Annotated in this window: 18 protein-coding genes; 1 reads left to right on the top strand and 17 read right to left on the bottom strand. The window is 37.9% G+C overall.

Going from position 1 to position 19902, the window contains the following annotated elements:
* Positions 1-88: 88 nt before the first annotated feature.
* The 13 genes from ffh to ACSVDH_RS11255 all read right to left on the bottom strand — a co-directional run bounded on the left by ffh (position 89) and on the right by ACSVDH_RS11255 (position 16203).
* Positions 89-1429, bottom strand: coding sequence for a signal recognition particle protein (gene ffh / locus ACSVDH_RS11315; RefSeq protein WP_439249463.1), 1341 nt, complete (start codon positions 1427-1429; stop codon positions 89-91).
* 11 nt (positions 1430-1440) lie between these two features.
* On the bottom strand, positions 1441-1773 hold the full coding sequence (locus tag ACSVDH_RS11310) for a putative DNA-binding protein (RefSeq protein ID WP_439249462.1): 333 nt from the start codon (positions 1771-1773) through the stop codon (positions 1441-1443).
* Between the two features lie 317 nt (positions 1774-2090).
* Positions 2091-3089 (bottom strand): signal recognition particle-docking protein FtsY, encoded by a 999-nt coding sequence (ftsY, locus tag ACSVDH_RS11305; RefSeq protein ID WP_299087085.1) that lies wholly within the window; start codon positions 3087-3089, stop codon positions 2091-2093.
* Between the two features lie 18 nt (positions 3090-3107).
* Entirely contained in the window at positions 3108-6671 is a 3564-nt protein-coding gene (smc, locus tag ACSVDH_RS11300; protein WP_439249461.1) for a chromosome segregation protein SMC, read from the bottom strand.
* Positions 6672-6931: 260 nt separating this feature from the next.
* Positions 6932-7675: a ribonuclease III gene (gene rnc / locus ACSVDH_RS11295; protein ID WP_299087081.1), complete on the bottom strand. Its 744-nt coding sequence runs from the start codon at positions 7673-7675 to the stop codon at positions 6932-6934.
* 270 nt (positions 7676-7945) lie between these two features.
* Positions 7946-8179 carry an acyl carrier protein gene (gene acpP / locus ACSVDH_RS11290; RefSeq protein ID WP_299087079.1) on the bottom strand — a complete coding sequence of 78 codons (234 nt, stop codon included), beginning with the start codon at positions 8177-8179 and terminating at the stop codon, positions 7946-7948.
* A gap of 160 nt (positions 8180-8339) precedes the next feature.
* On the bottom strand, positions 8340-9080 hold the full coding sequence (fabG, locus tag ACSVDH_RS11285; RefSeq protein WP_439249460.1) for a 3-oxoacyl-[acyl-carrier-protein] reductase: 741 nt from the start codon (positions 9078-9080) through the stop codon (positions 8340-8342).
* 2 nt (positions 9081-9082) lie between these two features.
* Complete coding sequence (fabD, locus tag ACSVDH_RS11280; protein ID WP_299087076.1) at positions 9083-10024, bottom strand: ACP S-malonyltransferase; 942 nt, start codon at positions 10022-10024, stop codon at positions 9083-9085.
* Positions 10025-10114: 90 nt separating this feature from the next.
* A complete protein-coding gene (plsX, locus tag ACSVDH_RS11275; protein WP_439249459.1) occupies positions 10115-11104 on the bottom strand; it encodes a phosphate acyltransferase PlsX in 990 nt (329 codons plus the stop codon).
* Between the two features lie 9 nt (positions 11105-11113).
* Complete coding sequence (fapR, locus tag ACSVDH_RS11270) at positions 11114-11686, bottom strand: transcription factor FapR (protein ID WP_299087072.1); 573 nt, start codon at positions 11684-11686, stop codon at positions 11114-11116.
* A gap of 194 nt (positions 11687-11880) precedes the next feature.
* Positions 11881-13929: an ATP-dependent DNA helicase RecG gene (gene recG / locus ACSVDH_RS11265; protein ID WP_439249458.1), complete on the bottom strand. Its 2049-nt coding sequence runs from the start codon at positions 13927-13929 to the stop codon at positions 11881-11883.
* A 226-nt stretch (positions 13930-14155) separates the two neighbouring features.
* Entirely contained in the window at positions 14156-15823 is a 1668-nt protein-coding gene (gene fakA / locus ACSVDH_RS11260; RefSeq protein ID WP_439249457.1) for a fatty acid kinase ATP-binding subunit FakA, read from the bottom strand.
* 17 nt (positions 15824-15840) lie between these two features.
* On the bottom strand, positions 15841-16203 hold the full coding sequence (locus tag ACSVDH_RS11255; RefSeq protein WP_299087066.1) for an Asp23/Gls24 family envelope stress response protein: 363 nt from the start codon (positions 16201-16203) through the stop codon (positions 15841-15843).
* 286 nt (positions 16204-16489) lie between these two features.
* On the opposite strand from ACSVDH_RS11255, the gene rpmB reads away from it, so the two are divergent.
* Positions 16490-16678 (top strand): 50S ribosomal protein L28, encoded by a 189-nt coding sequence (rpmB, locus tag ACSVDH_RS11250; RefSeq protein ID WP_299087064.1) that lies wholly within the window; start codon positions 16490-16492, stop codon positions 16676-16678.
* Between the two features lie 297 nt (positions 16679-16975).
* Here rpmB and spoVM read toward each other — a convergent pair whose 3' ends face one another.
* From spoVM to rsgA, 4 genes are all read right to left on the bottom strand, one after another.
* Positions 16976-17056 carry a stage V sporulation protein SpoVM gene (gene spoVM / locus ACSVDH_RS11245; protein WP_003328987.1) on the bottom strand — a complete coding sequence of 27 codons (81 nt, stop codon included), beginning with the start codon at positions 17054-17056 and terminating at the stop codon, positions 16976-16978.
* A 149-nt stretch (positions 17057-17205) separates the two neighbouring features.
* On the bottom strand, positions 17206-17850 hold the full coding sequence (locus tag ACSVDH_RS11240) for a thiamine diphosphokinase (protein ID WP_439249456.1): 645 nt from the start codon (positions 17848-17850) through the stop codon (positions 17206-17208).
* A 455-nt stretch (positions 17851-18305) separates the two neighbouring features.
* A complete protein-coding gene (gene rpe, locus ACSVDH_RS11235; RefSeq protein WP_439249455.1) occupies positions 18306-18962 on the bottom strand; it encodes a ribulose-phosphate 3-epimerase in 657 nt (218 codons plus the stop codon).
* Positions 18963-18964: 2 nt separating this feature from the next.
* Positions 18965-19849, bottom strand: coding sequence for a ribosome small subunit-dependent GTPase A (gene rsgA, locus ACSVDH_RS11230; RefSeq protein ID WP_299087058.1), 885 nt, complete (start codon positions 19847-19849; stop codon positions 18965-18967).
* Between the last annotated feature and the right edge of the window lie 53 nt (positions 19850-19902).

Below are 19902 nucleotides of genomic sequence, written 5' to 3'. Positions count from 1 at the left end.
GCCAATTAGGAATTGAAGGTAAAGTACACCTTCTATTCCTAATCGTCTTATGATTGTCGGTGCTGATCGAGGCGCTTCCGCTTTAAATTTACATAAACGGGAATTTAAAGCCTTTTTTCTTGCTTTTTGACATGCTGGTCATTTGCTTCATCATTTTTTTCATATCATCAAATTGCTTTAAAAGACGGTTTACTTCCTGAACAGATGTACCGCTGCCCTTTGCAATTCGCTTTTTACGTGAAGCATTCATAATTTCAGGATTAATTTTTTCCTGTGCAGTCATTGACTTGATGATCGCTTCAACATGGCTGATTTGCTTTTCATCAACTTGAAGATTTTTAAGTCCCTTCATTTTATTGGCTCCTGGAAGCATGCCAATAAGATCTTCGAGAGGACCCATGTTTCGTACTTGGCCAAGCTGCTCTAGAAAATCATCAAATGTAAAGGACATTGTCCGCATTTTCTGCTCTAGCTCTTTCGCCTTTTCAGCATCAACATTTGTTTGAGCTTTTTCAATTAATGTTAATACATCACCCATACCAAGAATTCTTGATGCCATTCGTTCTGGATGGAATGCTTCTAATGCGTCAAGCTTTTCGCCGAGACCGACAAACTTTATCGGTGTATCTGTAACAGAACGTATCGATAAGGCTGCACCACCGCGAGTGTCACCATCAAGCTTGGTCAGAACAACACCAGTTAATCCGAGTTGTTCATTAAAGCTCTGTGCAACATTTACTGCATCCTGACCTGTCATCGCATCGACTACAAGGAATATTTCATCAGGCTTGGCAATGGCTTTCACCTGCTCTAGCTCTTCCATTAAATTTTCATCAATATGAAGCCGTCCTGCTGTATCAATAATGACATAATCATGATGCTCCTCTTTCGCATGTTCAAGTGCCTTTGTTGCAATTTCAACTGGACTAACTTGATCCCCTAATGAAAAAACAGGCATATCAAGCTGCTTGCCTAATGTCTGCAATTGTTTGATTGCAGCAGGACGATAAATGTCAGCTGCAACAAGCAATGGCTTACGATTAAATTTCTTTCGTAATAGGTTGGCAAGCTTTCCCGTTGTCGTAGTTTTACCAGCACCTTGTAAACCAACCATCATAATGACTGTTGGCGGGCGATTGGAAACAGCAATTTTACTTTGCTCTCCACCCATTAACTCAGTTAGTTCCTCTTTAACAACTTTAATGACCTGTTGGCCTGGGGTTAAGCTTTTCATAACCTCTTGACCAACAGCACGTTCACTTACACGCTTAATAAAGTCTTTTACGACTTTAAAGTTAACATCGGCTTCCAAAAGTGCAAGGCGAACCTCCCGCATCATTTCTTTTACATCAGCCTCTGATACCTTCCCTTTACCGCGAATTTTTGCCATCGTATTTTGCAGTCGGTCGGCTAATCCTTCAAATGCCATAATGCCGCCTCCTAATCTAATTTCTCAAGTTCACTTAGCAATGACTCGATTTCAGAGTTTTGATTTGTAAAAACCATATACTCTCGAAGCTTGGTCAATAGCTCTTGCCGCTTTTGAAATTTTTGAAATAATAATAGCTTTTCTTCGTATTGCTCCAGCATTGCTTCAGTACGTTTAATGTTATCGTATACTGCTTGTCTGCTAACATTATATTCTTCCGCAATTTCACCAAGGGAGAAATCATCTAAATAGTACAACGACATATAGCTCTTTTGTTTAGGCGTTAGCAATGTTTGATAGAAATCAAACAGGTAATTTAGCCTTGTCGTTTTTTCAAGCATCATGCCGTTTCACCCCTTTGTTAAGTGAATTACCTTTACATGTTATTAGTCTACAGATGTCAGATTTGCTTGTCAAGTTATATTCGTTGCTTAAGGGAAATATTTCATATGTATAATGGATATAGATGAGAGATTTTAAATAACCCTGGGGGACAAAGGAATGAGAAAATGTTCAATTTATCATGCTTGTTCTCATTGCAGTGATTCTTTGGAAACAACTGACAAAAAATAAACAACAAAGAAATCGTCCATTATAAGATAAAATAGATATAGCAAAAGAGCTAACTTTCCATATCTAATGAAAAGTTAGCTCTTTTTGATTAATTCTCTTCCTCTTGTGCTTCAATAATGCCAGAGAAAAGACCATATACATATTGTTCTGTATTAAATTCCTGAAGGTCGTCCATCTTTTCACCAAGACCAACTAGTTTAACAGGAATGTCCAGTTCGCCTTTAATTGCTAAAACAATTCCGCCTTTTGCAGTGCCATCTAATTTTGTTAATACAATTCCCGATACATCTGTTGCTTGGGAAAATTGCTTCGCTTGTGTCATAGCATTTTGACCAGTTGTAGCATCTAGTACAAGCAAAACCTCATGTGGGGCGCCGGGTATTTCTTTTTCGATAACACGCTTTACTTTTTCAAGCTCCTTCATGAGATTAACTTTGTTTTGAAGTCTTCCTGCTGTATCACATAAAAGTACATCTACTTTTCGTGCCTTTGCAGCCTGTACAGCATCATACATAACAGCTGCCGGATCTGAGCCTTCAGATTGCTTGATTACATCAACACCAACACGTTCTCCCCATACTTCCAGCTGCTCAATCGCTCCTGCTCTAAATGTATCTCCAGCAGCTAACAATACTGAGTTTCCTTCACTTTTAAGCTTGTGTGCTAATTTTCCAATTGTTGTCGTCTTTCCTACTCCGTTGACTCCAACAAATAGCACGACATTTAATCGACCTGGCTCAAGATTAAGTTTGTTGTTTTCTTCAACTTGATCCCCTTGATAAATCTCAACGAGTTTTTCCGAAATAACTGCTTGAACTTCTTTCGTATCATGGATATTGCGTCGTTTTACTTCCATCTTCAACTCATCAATGAGATCCATAACCGTCATTACACCAACATCTGCACTAATTAAAAGCTCTTCAAGCTCCTCAAAAAATTCTTCATCAACTTTACGATACTTTGCAACAAGATCATTCATCTTTCCAGCAAATGAATCTCTTGTTTTCGTTAAGCCTTCTTTAAATTTTTCAGTTACAGAATCTGTTTGCTTTGTAATCTTTTCTTTAAGTTTTTTAAAAAAACTCATGTTTGTTCGTCCTTTCAGCTAGGATTGTACTAATTCTTTGGTTTCTTCAAGTCTTACAGATACAAGCTTAGAAACACCTGATTCCTGCATCGTAACTCCATACAGGACATCAGCTTCCTCCATTGTTCCTTTACGATGTGTGATCACAATAAATTGTGTTTCTTGGCTAAATTTTTTCAAATACTGGGCAAAGCGATGAACATTTGCTTCATCAAGTGCTGCTTCAACTTCATCAAGAACACAAAAAGGCACTGGTCTCACCTTCAGAATTGAAAATAATAGCGCAATCGCTGTGAGTGCTCGTTCCCCTCCTGAAAGGAGACCGAGGTTTTGAAGCTTTTTACCTGGAGGCTGTGCAACAATCTCAACACCAGTGTTTAACAAATCATTAGGGTCTGTTAGTTTTAATTCAGCTCGTCCGCCGCCAAAGAGCGCCTGAAAGACTGATTCAAAATGGGAACGAATGGCATTAAAGGTTTGCTCAAACCTTCTCTTCATTTCTTCATCCATTTCATCGATAACCTGGTAGAGAGTGTCTTTTGCTTCTGTCAAATCATTTCGTTGCTCAGATAGGAAGGTGAAGCGTTCATTTACCCGTTCAAATTCTTCAATCGCCCCTAAGTTTACCGTTCCCAGCTCATCGATTGCAAGCTTGATTAGTTTTACTCGTTTTCTTGCTTCCTCAATTTCGGCCTCTAACGTATATTTCTCTTTAGCAGCTTCAAAGGTTAATAAATATTCCTCACGCAGATGGTTGAGACGATTATCTAATTCAACATCTAAACGATTCAACTTGACCTCTTCATCCTTTAAACTGTCCTGAAGTTGCTTATCCTGACGTTTTAGCTCTTTTAATTCCCGCTCCTCATCCTCAAGCTTTTCTTGTAACTGGACACGTTCATCACGTCTTGAAGAAATTAGCTCAATTGTTTTATTTTTATCCTGCAGCTTTTTCTTAGCAGCTTCTTCTAGCTTTTCCTCACCAGATGAGCTTGAATTCATCTCATTTGAAAGGAAGGAATAATCCTCTTTTGCTTCTTCAAATTTTTGTAGTGATTCCTCAAGGTCTTGGTTTATTCGTGCAACCTTTTCCTTTTGGTTTTCGTATATCTGCTTCTTACTAGCAAAGATGACCTTTAATTCTGTTAATTCACTTTGGAGCTCATCCTTTGATGTTTGCTGAGATACTTTTTTGGCTGATAGCTCCTCAATTTCTTTCTCCAGCTTTTCCAGCGCTGATCCCATTTTTTCTAAGCTTTGACCAAGCTCTTTTTTCCTTGCTGTAAATCGTTCCTTTTCAGATTCAAACGATTCTCGCTCAGCATCATATAATTTCAAATGATCGTTAACATTCTTTTCATTGATTTCAATCTCTCTTATTTCGCTTCTAATCATTTGCTCTTCAAGACGGAGTTTTTCCCCTTTTGCCCGCAACTCTTCAAGAAGAGCTTCATTATTTTGAATGGTTTGCTTTGTCCCCTTAACATCTTGTTCAAGCTGGGCTGTTCTTTCTTCCATTTCCACTAATTTCTCTTGAATCGTTTCTAATTCTCTCCCGCGGCTTAATAAAGAATTATTTTTTTGCTTAACTGCTCCACCTGTCATTGATCCCCCTGGATTCACAACATCTCCTTGAAGGGTAACGAGTCGATAGCGATAATTCATTAGCTTTGCAATTTCATTTGCACCCTTGAGATCAATGGTTACAATTACTGTTCCAAGCAGATTTCCAATAATTGCTTTAAACTGTGGTTGATAGTTTACTAGATCAGTTGCAATGCCAACGAATGCTTGATGGGTTTCAATCATTCTAAGATCATGCGGTACGATTGAACGTGGTTTTATAACAGATAACGGCAGAAATGTTGCACGACCAAAAGAATGTTCCTTTAAATATTGGATCGCTTTCCTGGCTGCGGCTTCATCCTTAACAACGACATGCTGCATTGAACTGCTTAACGCAATTTCAATCGCCGTTTCGTAGTTTTTATCTGTGGAAATCAACTCAGCAACCGCCCCATAAATGCCTCCAAGCTGTTCCTTTGCTTTTAATATCTCCTTAACACCTTGAAAAAATCCTGCATAGTCCTCCTGCATTGATTCGAGGACTTCCTTTCTTGAACGGGTTTGCTGAAGAATCTGATAAGCTTGATATAAAGCAGATTCTTTCTTTTGATAAGCATTTTTTAAATTTTCTAATTTCGCTTGTGCATCGCGATAACTTTTTATTTGATCAGATAACTGACTCTCAACAAGTGAGTATTTTGCTTCAATTTTTGTCTTTCTTTCAAAAATTTCCTGTCTCTCCGTAATATACCTTTTATTAGAATCTTGCAGTCTCGTATTTTTCCGTTCTTGCTGGCTAAGCTGTTCATCAATATAATGAATTTCATTTCGAGCCGCAGCCTGTTCATTTAGCAGTTCAAAATATTCACTTTTTAAGCTCTCAATTAGCTCCTCGATATTTTGATCATAGGTTGTCATTTGCTGCTGCTTCTCAGTCAATTGATCTTGAATTGCTTGCAGCTCATTTTTATAGGTTAATAAAAACGCTTCTTGTTCTTGTTTTTCTCTATTTAACTGTGATAATCGATCATTTAGCTCTTCGATCAATTTCTCTAACTGCGCCTTATTTTGATGGGCATTTTTCTTCCGTTCTTTAAGAACTTCTTTTCTTCCCTCGAGCTTTTCCAATTCCTCACTCGCTAATAGAAGTACCTGCTGCAAATCATTTATGGACTCATCTAATGCGGCAAGATAATCCCTCATCTTCTCCACTTCTGCTTCTTTCTTTTGGATTGTAGCAGAAAGTTTCAATTCGCGATCTTTTCCTTCGGCAACTGATTTTGCCAATGCTTCGTATTTATGATGAAGCTCCTCAATTTCATATACTGTCACGGCTACTTCAATTTGTTCGAGCTCTTCTTTTTTCTGCAAATAATCCTTTGCAATCGATGCTTGAATTTTTAAAGGTTCAACCTGACCTTCGAGCTCGTATAAAATGTCCTGGACACGATTTAGATTTTCTTGCGTTTCCGCTAATTTATATTCAGCCTTCTTTTTTCGCGACTTATATTTTAGCACTCCGGCCGCTTCTTCAAATATACTTCTACGTTCTTCAGCTTTGCTGCTGAGGATTTCTTCAACCTTCCCCTGGCTTATAATGGAAAATGCTTCTTTACCAAGTCCAGAGTCCATAAACAAATCTACAATATCTTTCAAGCGGCAGCTTTGCTTATTAATAAAAAATTCACTTTCTCCCGAGCGAAAAACACGTCTTGTCACACTGACTTCATGATAATCAATTGGGAGAAAATGATCTTCATTATCCAAGGTTAATGTAACTTCAGCAACATTTAACCCTTTTCTAGAATCACTTCCCGCAAAAATGATATCCTCCATTTTTGCTCCACGAAGAGATTTCGCTGACTGTTCTCCTAATACCCATCTAATCCCATCAGTTATATTACTTTTCCCACTACCATTTGGTCCAACTACTGCGGTAACTCCTTTTACAAAATCAACTGTTACCCGTTCAGCAAAGGACTTGAATCCTACAATATCCAACCGTTTGAGGAACATTGTGATTTCCTCCTTACTCTTTTCAATTTGTGATGTGATTCTCTTGTTCAATCACGCTTATGGTGTATCTTTAAGTTTTTTAAAGTGAAATAACATCTAAATCATGATAAATCCTCTCATATTTTATCACATTCTATAAGATATAAGTCATAGGAAAGGGGCAACTTTAGCCATGTCATGTTCATCACTATAAATCATTTTTCATAATGGAAATGATAGAATAGGAAGTACATGCTTTTCTAAATCTGCCCCTAGGTATGCTAGTTATTAAGCTGTTGAAGCTTTGATAATGCTTCTTGTGCGGCGTGCTGCTCTGCTTCTTTCTTCGATCTGCCGCTGCCGGTTCCAAAAACTTCACCATTCAAAGATACTGTCGATACAAATTCCCGATTATGGGCTGGCCCTTTTTCTTGTAAGATTTTGTATTCCAAGACGCCTTTTGTATCCCTTTGAACAAATTCTTGCAATTGACTTTTAAAATCCATCACATGCGAAAAAGCACCTTCATCAATTTTCGGAATCACAAACTTTTCTAAAAATTGCACGACAGCATCTAAGCCCTGATCTAAGTATAAAGCACCGATAAATGCTTCAAATACATCTGCTAATAATGCAGGACGTGCACGCCCTCCAGTCATTTCTTCCCCTTTACCAAGCAATACTAATGTGCCAAAAGAAAGATTGTTAGCAAATGAAACTAGGGAAGGTTCACAAACAATTGCCGCACGCAGCTTTGTCAGTTCTCCTTCACTCATCATCGGATACTTTTTATAAAGAAATTGTGAGACTGTAAGCTCTAGTACTGCATCTCCCAAGAACTCTAGCCTTTCATTATCTTCATAAGGCTTCTTGCGATGCTCATTCACATATGATGAATGAGTGAAAGCTTGATATAAAAGCTTTTCATTCTTAAATGTATGGCCAATACGCTCCTGAAATTTTTTAAATTCCTCTGCCTTCCTTGCGAAGGTTCTTTTCTCTTTATAATTAATATGTCTAGGCATATAATCCTCCAATAAAAGCGGAAGCGCTCTTTTTAGCCTCATTCATATAAGTCGCTTCATAATAAAAGGGGGTTCATACCTTTAATTATGGAGAGGCTTATGAACTAAAAGGCAGTAACAAGTACAATAAATCCGATTGCCTTTATATGCTATCCGGCCAAAAGGCGCTAAAGCAAACTAATTGTTCATCAAATACTATCTTTTCCTATATTAAAAAAACATAATAAAAGGGGTAAAGCCCCGCAATCATACGGGACTTTAACAACAACATTATTGTTGGCTATTTATGTAGTTAACAGCGTCACCCACTGTACTGATTTTTTCTGCATCTTCATCAGAAATTTCCATATCGAACTCATCTTCAAGTTCCATAACAAGCTCAACTACATCTAGGGAATCTGCACCAAGATCATCTTTGAATGAAGACTCTAATTTTACTTCAGACTCATCAACACCTAAACGGTCTACGATAATCTTTGTTACACGATCTAATACTTCTGCCATTTTCCTTCACCTCCCCTCAAGTATTATAAGTTATTTTCCCTTGAAAAACTAGGTTTCCTATTAGCATTTTTTAAATCTTTTCTAAGAGGTGGTATTAAAATAATATCAAGGGTTAGTGCTTTAATAGAATAGCAATATAATGGTTGAGAAACAACCTATTTTACATGACCATTCCGCCATTAACATGCATCGTTTGGCCAGTAATATATTTACTCTTATCAGAAGCAAGAAAACTAACAATATTAGCGATATCGCTAGGCTCTCCTAGTTTTGCTAATGGAATTTGCTTAAGCATTTCTGCCTTCGTTTCTTCTGAGAGCTCATCTGTCATATCTGTTGTAATGAAGCCAGGTGCTACAGCGTTAACTGTAATATTTCTGGATGCAAGCTCCTTTGCAGTCGTTTTCGTTAAACCAATGACACCAGCCTTTGCTGCTACGTAATTGGCTTGACCGGGATTCCCGCTGACACCTACTACAGAAGTGATATTAATGATTCGTCCACTACGCTGCTTCATCATTTGGCGAGTAACAGCTTTTGTACATAGGAAGACACCTTTTAAGTTTGTGTTTATGACATCATCCCATTCATTGTCCTTCATTCTCATTAATAAGTTATCACGGGTGATTCCAGCATTATTAACAAGAATATCTAATTGTCCAAACTGGTTAATAACCTCTTTCACCATTTGTGTGACATCTTCACTATTTGACACATCTGCTTTTATCGCAAAGGCATTTCCGCCACCTGCTTTAATTTCATCAACAACCTCATTAGCTTTTGCTTCATTTCCTGCATAATTGACAGCAACACTTGCGCCATTTTTTGCTAAATCCAGCGCAATCGCTCTTCCAATCCCGCGTGATGCCCCTGTAACTAGCGCTACTTTGTTCTCTAGCATATTTACTCCCCCTTTAGCTTTTCAACAGTTGATTTTATTGTTTCCAGGTCTGAAATCGCATGAACGGTTGCAGAACGATCAATTTTCTTCACTAGACCTGACAATACTTTTCCAGGACCAATTTCAATAAACGTGGTTACACCATTTTCAATCATTGTTTTTACAGATTCTTCCCATCTTACTGGAGAGTATAACTGTTTAACAAGTAATTCCTTGATTTCTTCTTGTTTTGTCACTTGATCGGCTGTTACATTCGCAATTACTGGAATGACGGCGTCCTGAAAGCTCAATTCACTTAATACGTTTTGCAGCTGATCAGCTGCAGGCTTCATTAATTCTGAATGAAACGGTCCGCTTACAACTAGAGGAATGGCACGTTTCGCTCCCTTTTCTTTTGCAAATGCGGACGCCCGTTCCACCCCTTCAGCTGTTCCTGAAATGACAATTTGCCCAGGACAATTCAAATTGGCCAATTGAACAGAATGACCTGTATTCGTTACCTCGGAAGTAATAGCCTCAAGATCCTCAGCAGCCATACCTAAAATTGCAGCCATTGCACCTTGTCCAGCTGGAACAGCCTCATCCATAAACTCCCCGCGTTTTTTTACAGCATAAACTGCATCCTCAAAGCTTAAAACACCTGCTGCTACAAGTGCTGTATACTCACCAAGACTATGTCCTGCAACAAAGTCAGCCGTAATTCCATTCTTTTTAAAATGTTCTAAAATCGCAATGCTCGTGGTGAGCAAAGCTGGCTGTGCATTATAGGTTAATGTTAATGTATCCTGCGGACCTTCAAAAATAAGTTCTGAAAGCTTCTCACCTAATCGATTATCAGCTTGTTCAAAAATTTGTTTTGATTCTTCTACTTGATCAAATAGCTCTTTCCCCATTCCTACTGATTGCGACCCTTGTCCAGGAAATATAAATGCTATTTTCGTCATAAAGCTTCCCTCCGTTTTTTTAAAAGACCAGAAAGTATAATTTTTCACTTAATTTTGGTGTGTAGCTCCAGGGCCATCGGCTCTAGGGTCTTACTCTGCACTTCCTATTAGTGAGGCATGAATGGTTTTTGTTACATTGTACGACACCATTTCACGAGTTTGACGGATTGCGTTATAAATGGCATTGGCATCTGATGAGCCGTGAGCTTTTATTACAGGAGCCTTTAAGCCAAAAAGTGCGGCACCGCCATATTCTGAATAATCCATTTTTTGTTTTATCTGTTTAAATTCAGGCTTTAAAACTCCAGCAGCTAATTTTGACTTAAGATTGCTTGTTAACGCAGATTTCATCATTGAAAAGACGGATAAAGCCGTTCCTTCAATTGATTTTAAGGCAATATTACCTGTAAAACCGTCTGTTACAACAACATCTGCAACAGATTCCATTAAATCTCTAGATTCTACATTGCCAACAAAATTTAACTGTGAATTTTTTAAAAGCTCAAATGTCTGTTTTGTTAATTCATTTCCTTTTTTATCTTCTGTTCCAACATTCAATAACCCTATTCGCGGATTATTAATTCCCCGAACCTTTTCAACATAGATCGAACCCATCAGTGCATACTGAAATAAATGCTCTGGTTTTGCATCTACATTTGCACCGACATCCAAAAATAAAAAACCCTTCCCATCCAAGGTTGGCAAAGTTGGTGACAATGCTGGACGTTCAATCCCTTCGATTCGGCCAACGATAAATAATCCAGCAGTCATTAATGCGCCAGTGTTACCTGCAGATATACACCCGTCAGCCCGGCCTTCCTTTACTTCGTTAGCCATAAGCACCATTGATGCGTTCTTTTTTCTTCTTACTGCCCGTACTGGTTCATCTGTCGCTTCAATAACTTCATCTGTATGTATAACGTTAATTCTCGTTTGATCTGTTAAGTACTGCTTCATTTTATCCTCTTGGCCAATGAGTGTTACCTCTAAATCAGGAAAAGCAGAAATAGCCTTCATAACGCCTTCCACTACTGATTTAGGGGCATGATCCCCACCCATTGCATCAATCGCTAGCTTCATTTATGTAACCTACCTTTGTGCTGGATTTGAGCGATACATGTCAAATTCACCGGAAAATACCAATTCATTCCCAACATAACTGTTAACTTCTACAATTGTACGTCCTTTTTCAGAATCGCCCTTTACAACCTTTGCTTTAGCAATCACACGCTCATTTTCTTTCACTTGCCTTGTAAACCGAATATTTGCTTTAGCAGTTAAGGCTAATTCATCATTGATTACAGCAACAGCTAATGAATTTGCTTGTGCAAACAAGTGATGACCGCGGGCAATTTGATTTCGATTAAAAACATGCTCTTTTTTTATTTCTAAAATCGAAATCGCCGATTCATCTAGCTGAAGGTCGATAATTTCCCCAATAACTTCCTCTATTTGTAACGATTTCACTTCATTATCGAGCTTTTTTTCCGCAACATGTTTAATTCGTTCCCTTAATTCTGGAATGGATAGTTCCAATCGGTCTAATCGAATTGTTTGAATGCTTACTTGAAATTTATCTGCCAATTCCTCATCTGTTATAAATGGTGTTTCACTTATTGTTTCTTGTAATAAACGCTGCCTCTCTTTTTTACTCTTCCTCATATTTTCTAAGACACCATCCGAACTATTAAGACTAGGTACTAATAGTAGTATATAGAGAATGAAAACAGATTGCAAGAAAGAAATGAAGGAGTAAATGCTATAATAAAATGCTTAAGACGCCCAATTGATTAGAGCTTTACCTTGCCTCAATGAACGTCTCATAAAGTAATGACTAATAGTTTTCCCTAAACCTATTAATCTAATTTTTCTCCTTGTAAAATACCTGTTTGGTGCAAATACATTCTTAACCCTTCATATTTATCCTCGATCCAAAAGGCATTTGAACGGATTAGTTCAACAGCATCCTGCCTTGCAACCTCCAGCGCCCTATAATCATGAACCATATCAGCCACTTTAAAAATCGGCATACCGCTTTGCTTCTTCCCAAAGAAATCGCCTGGGCCCCTTAACTCTAAATCTCTTTCAGATAAAACGAACCCATCATTCGTCTCCGTCATAATGGTCATTCTTTCTTTTCCAGTTTCCGATTTTGGATCAGCTAATAAAATACAATAGGACTGTTCGCTTCCTCTCCCGACACGTCCGCGCAGCTGATGAAGCTGGGACAAGCCAAAACGCTCCGCATCATAGATCACCATTGTTGTGGCATTCGGAACATTTACCCCAACCTCAACTACCGTTGTTGAGACTAAAATATTCACTTCATTTTGGCTAAAGCTTCGCATCACTGTATCTTTTTCATCAGAAGTTAATCTGCCATGCATAAGCCCTACCTTAAAGCGCCCTTGGTAATAATGGGTGAGTATGCTATGAACATCAAGGGCATTTTGTACATCCAGCTTATCTGATTCCTCAATTAGCGGGCAAATGACATATGCTTGCCGCCCTTTTGAAACTTCTTTTTCAATAAATGCTAAAATCCGCTCAAGCATAGATGGCTTTACCCAATAGGTTTCAATTGATTTTCTCCCTGCTGGCAGTTCATCAATGACCGAAACATCCATCTCACCAAATGCCGTTATGGCTAACGTGCGGGGAATCGGAGTTGCGGTCATAAATAAAACATCTGTATTCTCACCCTTCTCTCGCAGCATTCTCCTTTGCTCAACACCAAATCTGTGCTGCTCATCAGTAATGACTAAGCCAAGTCTATGAAATTCAATATCGTCCTGGATCAAGGCATGGGTTCCTATTAGTAATTGAATGTTATTATTTTTAACTTTTTCCAGCAGTTCACGGCGTTTTTTGCCTTTCACTGAGCTTGTTAACAATGCGACATTCACATCAAATGGTTCAAATAGGGAGAGCAAGGATTCTGCATGCTGTTCTGCTAAAATCTCGGTTGGAACCATAAGCGCAGCTTGATAGCCTGATAAAATAGCCGCAAAGATGGCTATTGCTGCAACAACAGTTTTCCCAGATCCCACATCCCCCTGAAGCAAACGATTCATTCTATATGGTGACTTCATATCTGTGATGATTTCATTGACCACACGTGTTTGAGCATTTGTAAGCGGGAATGGTAAAGCTTGAATAAATTGTTCATGCTTATTTTCAGAAAAATCATGAGGGATGCCACTTACTTGCTCTCTTTGCACCTTTCGCAATGCTTGCATTTTCAATTGAAAAAGAAGAAATTCTTCATACACAAAGCGCCTTCTTGCTTGCTTTAATTGCTCAGGGCCTTCTGGTAAATGAATTGCTTTTAAAGCTTCCTTTCTTGTTAGCAGCTTATATTTTTGCAATAGCTCAACAGGTATCACTTCGTCTACATCATTCAAATATTCATTTAAAGCAAGGGAAACAAATTTTCTCATCCCTTTAACTGTCAGTTTTCCTTTAATCGAATACACAGGTTCTATCCCAGTTACTGCTTGCTTTGGTCCAAATGCCAATTCCTGAACAGTAATCATTTGCCTATGCTTATCCCATTTTCCGGTAACCGTAACAGTGGAATCAATCGCTAATTTATTTTTAAAATAAGGGCGATTAAAACAAACGGCAGAAACTAAGTAACGGCCGACTAATAAACGAAACGTTAGACGGGACCGTTTTTTTCCAAAATACGTAAGCAAAGGCTCGCTATGGACTTTTCCTTCAACTGTTACCCGCTCATCATGCTTTACATCTGCAAGATCTTTTAAACTATTATCATCGTATCTATATGGAAAATATTCTAACAGGTCATGAATTGTATAAATTCCCATATCATTTAAGAGGTCATTTGTTTCATCTCCAACCCCTCTTATTGCTGATACAGAGTCTTTTAATCTATTTTTCACGGTCACATTGCCTCCCATTACATGCAGCTTATGGACTTCTCTCTATGGAAGACAGCTTACCTCCTTGTACGATTTCTTTGTATGATTGCCCATACACAATACTATTAGTTTAACAGATTTTCGTTTAAGCAGTATTAGATTCGTTTTCCTGTAATTTATTAAAATAAAAAAATGGAGAACGATTCAGTATTAAAAAAACTCGGCAAATCGCCGAGTTTTTTAATCATTATTCTACTGAAAAGATAAATGAGTATAAAGGCTGATCACCTTTATGAGTTTCAACCTCAATGTCTTCAAATTGTTCTTCAATAAATTGTACGAGCTGCTCAAGATCTTCTTCGCTCGCATCTTCACCTTGAATGATCGTTAAAATCTCATCCTCATCAGAGACCATCTCTGTTAGAAGCTTTTTCGAAGCTGATAGCTGGGTTTTGTCTGTAATGATGATCTTACCCTCCAATATCCCCATGAAATCACCTTTTGAAATATCAAGACCTTCAATATTTGTATCTCGGACTGCATAGGTGATTTGACCGCTTTTTACACTATTTAATGCCTCATTCATAGCAGCTGATACATCATTTGGTTCTGCCGTTGGATTAAAAGCTAGTAATGCAGCGATGCCTTGTGGCACTGTTTTAGAAGGGATCACAATAACATTTTCCTCAGCAACAGTTGCAGCCTGTTGTGCAGCCATCACGATATTTGAATTATTTGGAAGAATGATGATATTTTCAGCATGAACGTCTTTAATTGCTTGTACGATATCCTCTGTACTAGGATTCATCGTTTGCCCGCCTTCAATGACTTCATTTGCGCCAATACTTCTAAATAAATCGGCAATACCCTTGCCCATTGAAACAGCGACGATACCATATTTCATTTTTTCCTGCTTCGATTCTGTTTTTGGAGCTGCTTTTGTTTTTTCTCCAACAATATTACTATGCTGTTGCCGCATATTTTCGATCTTCATATTTATAAGGTTTCCATATTTTTGACCATATGAAAGAACTTCACCTGGATATTCTGCATGTATATGTACTTTTGCAAGCTCATCATCGGCGATTACAAGCAGGGAATCACCAAATTGACTTAAGTCAGATCTAAATTTTTCTTCGTCGAATGGTGTTTTACCTTCTTCAAAACGGACCATAAATTCAGTACAATAGCCGAACTCTATGTCTTCAGTATTAATATGGCTTTGGACGCTTTTATGATGTTCAGCATTTACGAGTTCGTCCATTGATGGTGTTGACACTTTTGTAATGGAAAGCTTATCTCCTTTTAAAGCAGCTAAAAACCCTTCATAAACAAAAACTAAGCCTTGACCTCCACTATCTACTACACCAACTTCTTTTAGAACAGGAAGCAGGTCAGGAGTACGTTTTAATGATGCATCCGCTTCTTTTAACGTTACTTCCATTAGCTTGTCGATGGAAGACTCGGTTTCTGCCGCAAGTACCGCTGCTTTTGCAGCATCCTTTGCAACTGTTAAAATTGTACCCTCTACAGGTTTCATTACGGCTTTATATGCTGTATCTACACCTGCTTGAAGTGCATATGCAAATTCCATACTATTGATTTCTGCTTTCGACTCAATTGATTTTGAGAAACCTCTAAATAATTGTGATAGAATGACACCAGAATTTCCTCGTGCTCCCATCAGCAACCCTTTAGAAAGCGCATGGCCAACCTTCCCGATATGATCTGATTGATTGTTTTCAACTTCTTTTGCCCCTGATGTCATTGATAAATTCATATTTGTTCCAGTGTCACCATCAGGAACTGGGAAAACGTTTAATGCATCGACCAATTTTGCATTCATAGACAGGCGGTTTGCACCTTGCAAGATCATCTCAGCAAAACGCTTACCATCTATAGTTGTAATTGACACAGGTCATTTCCTCCTAACTACGGGTTCGCTACACGAACACCTTGAACAAAAATATTAACGGAATCAACTGCAAGTCCAACTGTCTGATCTAACGTATACTTAACTTTCGTTTGAACGTTATGTGCGACTTCAGAAATTTTTGTACCATAGCTGACGATAATATACATATCAATGTGAATGGAGTCATCCTCTTGGCGGACAATCACGCCTCTGCTAAAGTTTTCTTTTCTAAGAATTTCTGTAAGACCATCTTTTATTTGATTCTTTGATGCCATTCCAACAATACCATAGCAGTCAATTGCTGCACCACCTGCAACTATTGCAATGACTTCGTTTGATATATCAATTTGTCCGTACTTCGTTTTTAATTCAATGGACACGATCGGTTCCCCCTTTGGAATTGTTCGCACTGGCTATCCTCATTTTACTATAAGCATGTTCAAATGAAAAGAAGCAGTGACTTTTACAACTAGCAGTTGTAGTCACTTATTCATTATTATATTCAACCAAGCCTGCATTTACGATGTCAAGGGAAAATTCTTGAAAGCTTTATGCAGAGGTATTGCATTCTTGAAACAGGTGTGATAAATTATTAAAGTATCTCATGACTATGTACATGATTCATGTAAAATTCGTTAGGTTTTTTTGTAGTAAGGAGGGAATAACATGGCACGTAAATGCGTTGTTACTGGTAAAAAGACTCGCTCAGGTAATTCACGTTCACACGCGATGAACGCTAACAAACGTACTTGGGGCGCAAACCTTCAAAAAGTTCGCATCTTAGTTAACGGTAAACCTAAAAAAGTATATGTATCTGCTCGCGCTTTAAGATCAGGTAAAGTTGAGCGAGTTTAATTTTGCTATTAAGCTCTCTCAAAAAGTTACAAAACATGAAATGATAGCTTATCTTAGCTTGCTTTTGTAAGCAGCTATGTTTCATATTCATAAAGCGAGACTTCCAACATTGGGGGTTTTTTTCATCCCCCAATGTTCGTAAGCGAGACTTATCGGATCTTTACGGGCAGTTATTCTCCACTTATCTTCATTGCTTCTTTTGAATCTTGAAGTGTCGGTTTTACTGCCCGTTAAGATGGGATTAAATATAAAACGAATAAGCTAAGAAAAAAGCACCGAAATGACGGTGCTTTTTTCTTAATCTTTTTTAAACGAACCGAGCATCGCTCGAACAATTCCTCCTAAAAACTTCGGCAGCTTAATCGTATAAAATTTCATTGTTTCCCTCCTCAACCAAATCATTAAACATACTTGTATAAGGTGCTACCTGCGCCAAGGTTCAATAAAGAAAATCAGTTCTGTAGCATTATATTCAGTCTGTGGAAAAAAAATGACGCGGAACCAATTTCACTAAGAATCCACAAGGCTTAATCTCGGCTTCTTATCATTAATAATATGCCGTCTTGAAATGAAAAAGTACCTAGATCATGAATGAGTTCATTACTTATACATAATGTTGACCCTATGGTGATATGGCAATTTTTCAATGGATATTTAAATCCTTCAAGTGTTATACCTTTTACTTCATGACTGATCGGAATAAAAGATACATACCTTAAATCCTTGTGCTTCTTTATTGTATATGTTCCAGATGTGAAGAGGGTGATATGATTTTGGCGATCAATTATTTCAATATTTCTCTTATCGTTTATTGCTTTTAAAAGGAGATGGATATTTCCTAGCAAATGGTCAATCCTCCCGCCAGTTGCTCCAAATAGAAGAATTTTTTCATGATGTTGCTGTAACGCCCAATCTAAAGCAAGCTCGGTATCGGTTTTATCCTTTTCAGCAGAATACATAGATAGATTTGATAAATTATTTGTTAATTCCTCTTTTTCACGACTAGATATCGAATCAAAATCTCCAAAAGCATATGATATTGGTAAACCTGATTCCTGTATGTAAAAAACACCTTTGTCCACCCCTACCCAAGTAACTTGGGGGTGATGATGGTCAGTCAATTTTGGGAGGTACTCTTTTGGTCCCCCGGCAACAAGTGCAATTGTTTTCATTGTTTCTCCTTTAATAGATCGTTTTATTAATATGAAAAAAGTAAGGCTGTCTCAATTTTACACATTGAGACAGCCCCATTTTTGTTTTAGGTTAAGTTTACTGCACAGTGAGTTTCGAACGAATCAGCAAATTACCGATTGCCTTCTGTTCCTTCTGCAAAACATAGCTTTTAAGAATTAATAGAATGAGCTATCGTTATAATCATAGCGGAAGCCATCCTGTTGTGCTCCAGGTGGATTACTTTTAAGTTTTTTTAGGACTGATTCAAATTGATCGATTTCTTCATAATCAGTGCTATTAAGGATGGCTGCTTGTAACGCACGTTCAATAATTGCAACATCATCAATGTAAACGTAAATAATAAACCCCTCCATTCAATAAAGTAAAGTAAACTAGACTTTATTAGGATGGGTAGGTTGTTAGATTTTTATCCCACTTGATAGAAGTATCAATTTTAAGAATGAATGGCTTCTTTTAGACTTTGAATAGCATGATGGCGGTCAGTTTGGTTGTATATGGCTGATCCTGCTACAAGTACGGTAGCACCTGCGTCCACACAGCGTTTTGCTGTCTCTTCATTTATACCGCCGTCAACCTCGATTTCAACCGAAAGTTGTCTATCCTTAATGATAGTTGAAAGCTGTTTAATTTTAGGCAAAACCTGTGGAATAAAAGCTTGCCCTCCAAAACCCGGATTTACCGTCATAAGTAAAACCATATCAATATCCTCCAGCACATGCTGAATAGACTCAATCGGTGTATGCGGGTTTAAAACAACCCCAGCTTTTATCCCCTGTGATTTTATTAATTGAATAGTCCGGTGAAGATGTTTGCATGCTTCCACATGTACTGTTATGATATCAGCGCCTGCACGAACAAAGTCTTCGATATATCTGTCAGGATCCTCAATCATCAGATGAACATCTAACGGCAGCTGGGTAATAGGGCGGATCGCTTCGACAATTAAAGGTCCGATTGTAATATTTGGGACGAAATGTCCATCCATTACATCGACATGAATATAATCAGCCCCACCTTTTTCTACATCTATAATCTCTTCTCCCAATTTAGCGAAATTTGCCGAAAGAATAGATGGTGCAATTTTTATCATAATTAGTACCTCGGCTTTCTATCTTTAATTTCTTCAACAAAAGTTAAATAATGCTCATAACGGTATTTAGGTATTTCACCGCTATCTACAGCATCTTTGACCGCACACTTCGGTTCCTTAACATGTGTACAGCCACGAAACTTACAGTCGCTGCTTCTTTCCTTCATTTCAGGGAAACAATAGCTCAGATCCTCCACCTCAATACCTGTAAAATCTAAGGAACTAAAGCCAGGTGTATCAGCAACAAAACCGGAGCCTACTGCGATTAACTCAACATGTCTTGTCGTATGACGTCCCCGTCCTAAATGTGTTGAAATATCATTTGTCCTCAGATCAAGATCAGGTCTTAAAACATTTAATAAAGAGGACTTACCTACACCTGATTGTCCTGCAAAAACGGATATTTTTTCATTCAATATTGGTTCCAGTTCTTGATTAACATTTGATTCACTCGTTGAGGTGAGCAATACGATATAGCCTGCTTTTCGATAATCATTTGCATATGACAATACTTTCTCTTTTACATCTTTGGTTTGAATTAAATCTGTTTTACTGATGACAATAATCGGTTCAATGTCATTTGCTTCTATTAAAACAAGAAAACGATCTAGCAATGATGGGCTAAAATCCGGTTCAACCGCTGAGAAAACGAGGATCGCTTGATCCACATTACAAATCGGGGGTCTTACAAGTTCATTTTTACGGTCAAAAACTTCAAGAATATATCCCTCTTGGTCATTTTCAGCTTGATATTTCACCACATCTCCAACTAAAGGAGTGATTTTATTTTTGCGAAAAACACCTCTTCCTCTGCATTGGATCAATCGATCTCTGTCTTGCACATAGTAAAAACCACTAAGAGCCTTCACAATTTTCCCTTGTGGCATGAAAAACCTCCTTGGCACATAGTTTAATCTTTTACATTTAATAAAAAATTCAA

Source organism: Metabacillus sp. Hm71, assembly GCF_051842955.2.
Lineage (GTDB): Bacteria > Bacillota > Bacilli > Bacillales > Bacillaceae > Metabacillus.
This window is presented reverse-complemented; position numbering and strand designations above follow the sequence as displayed.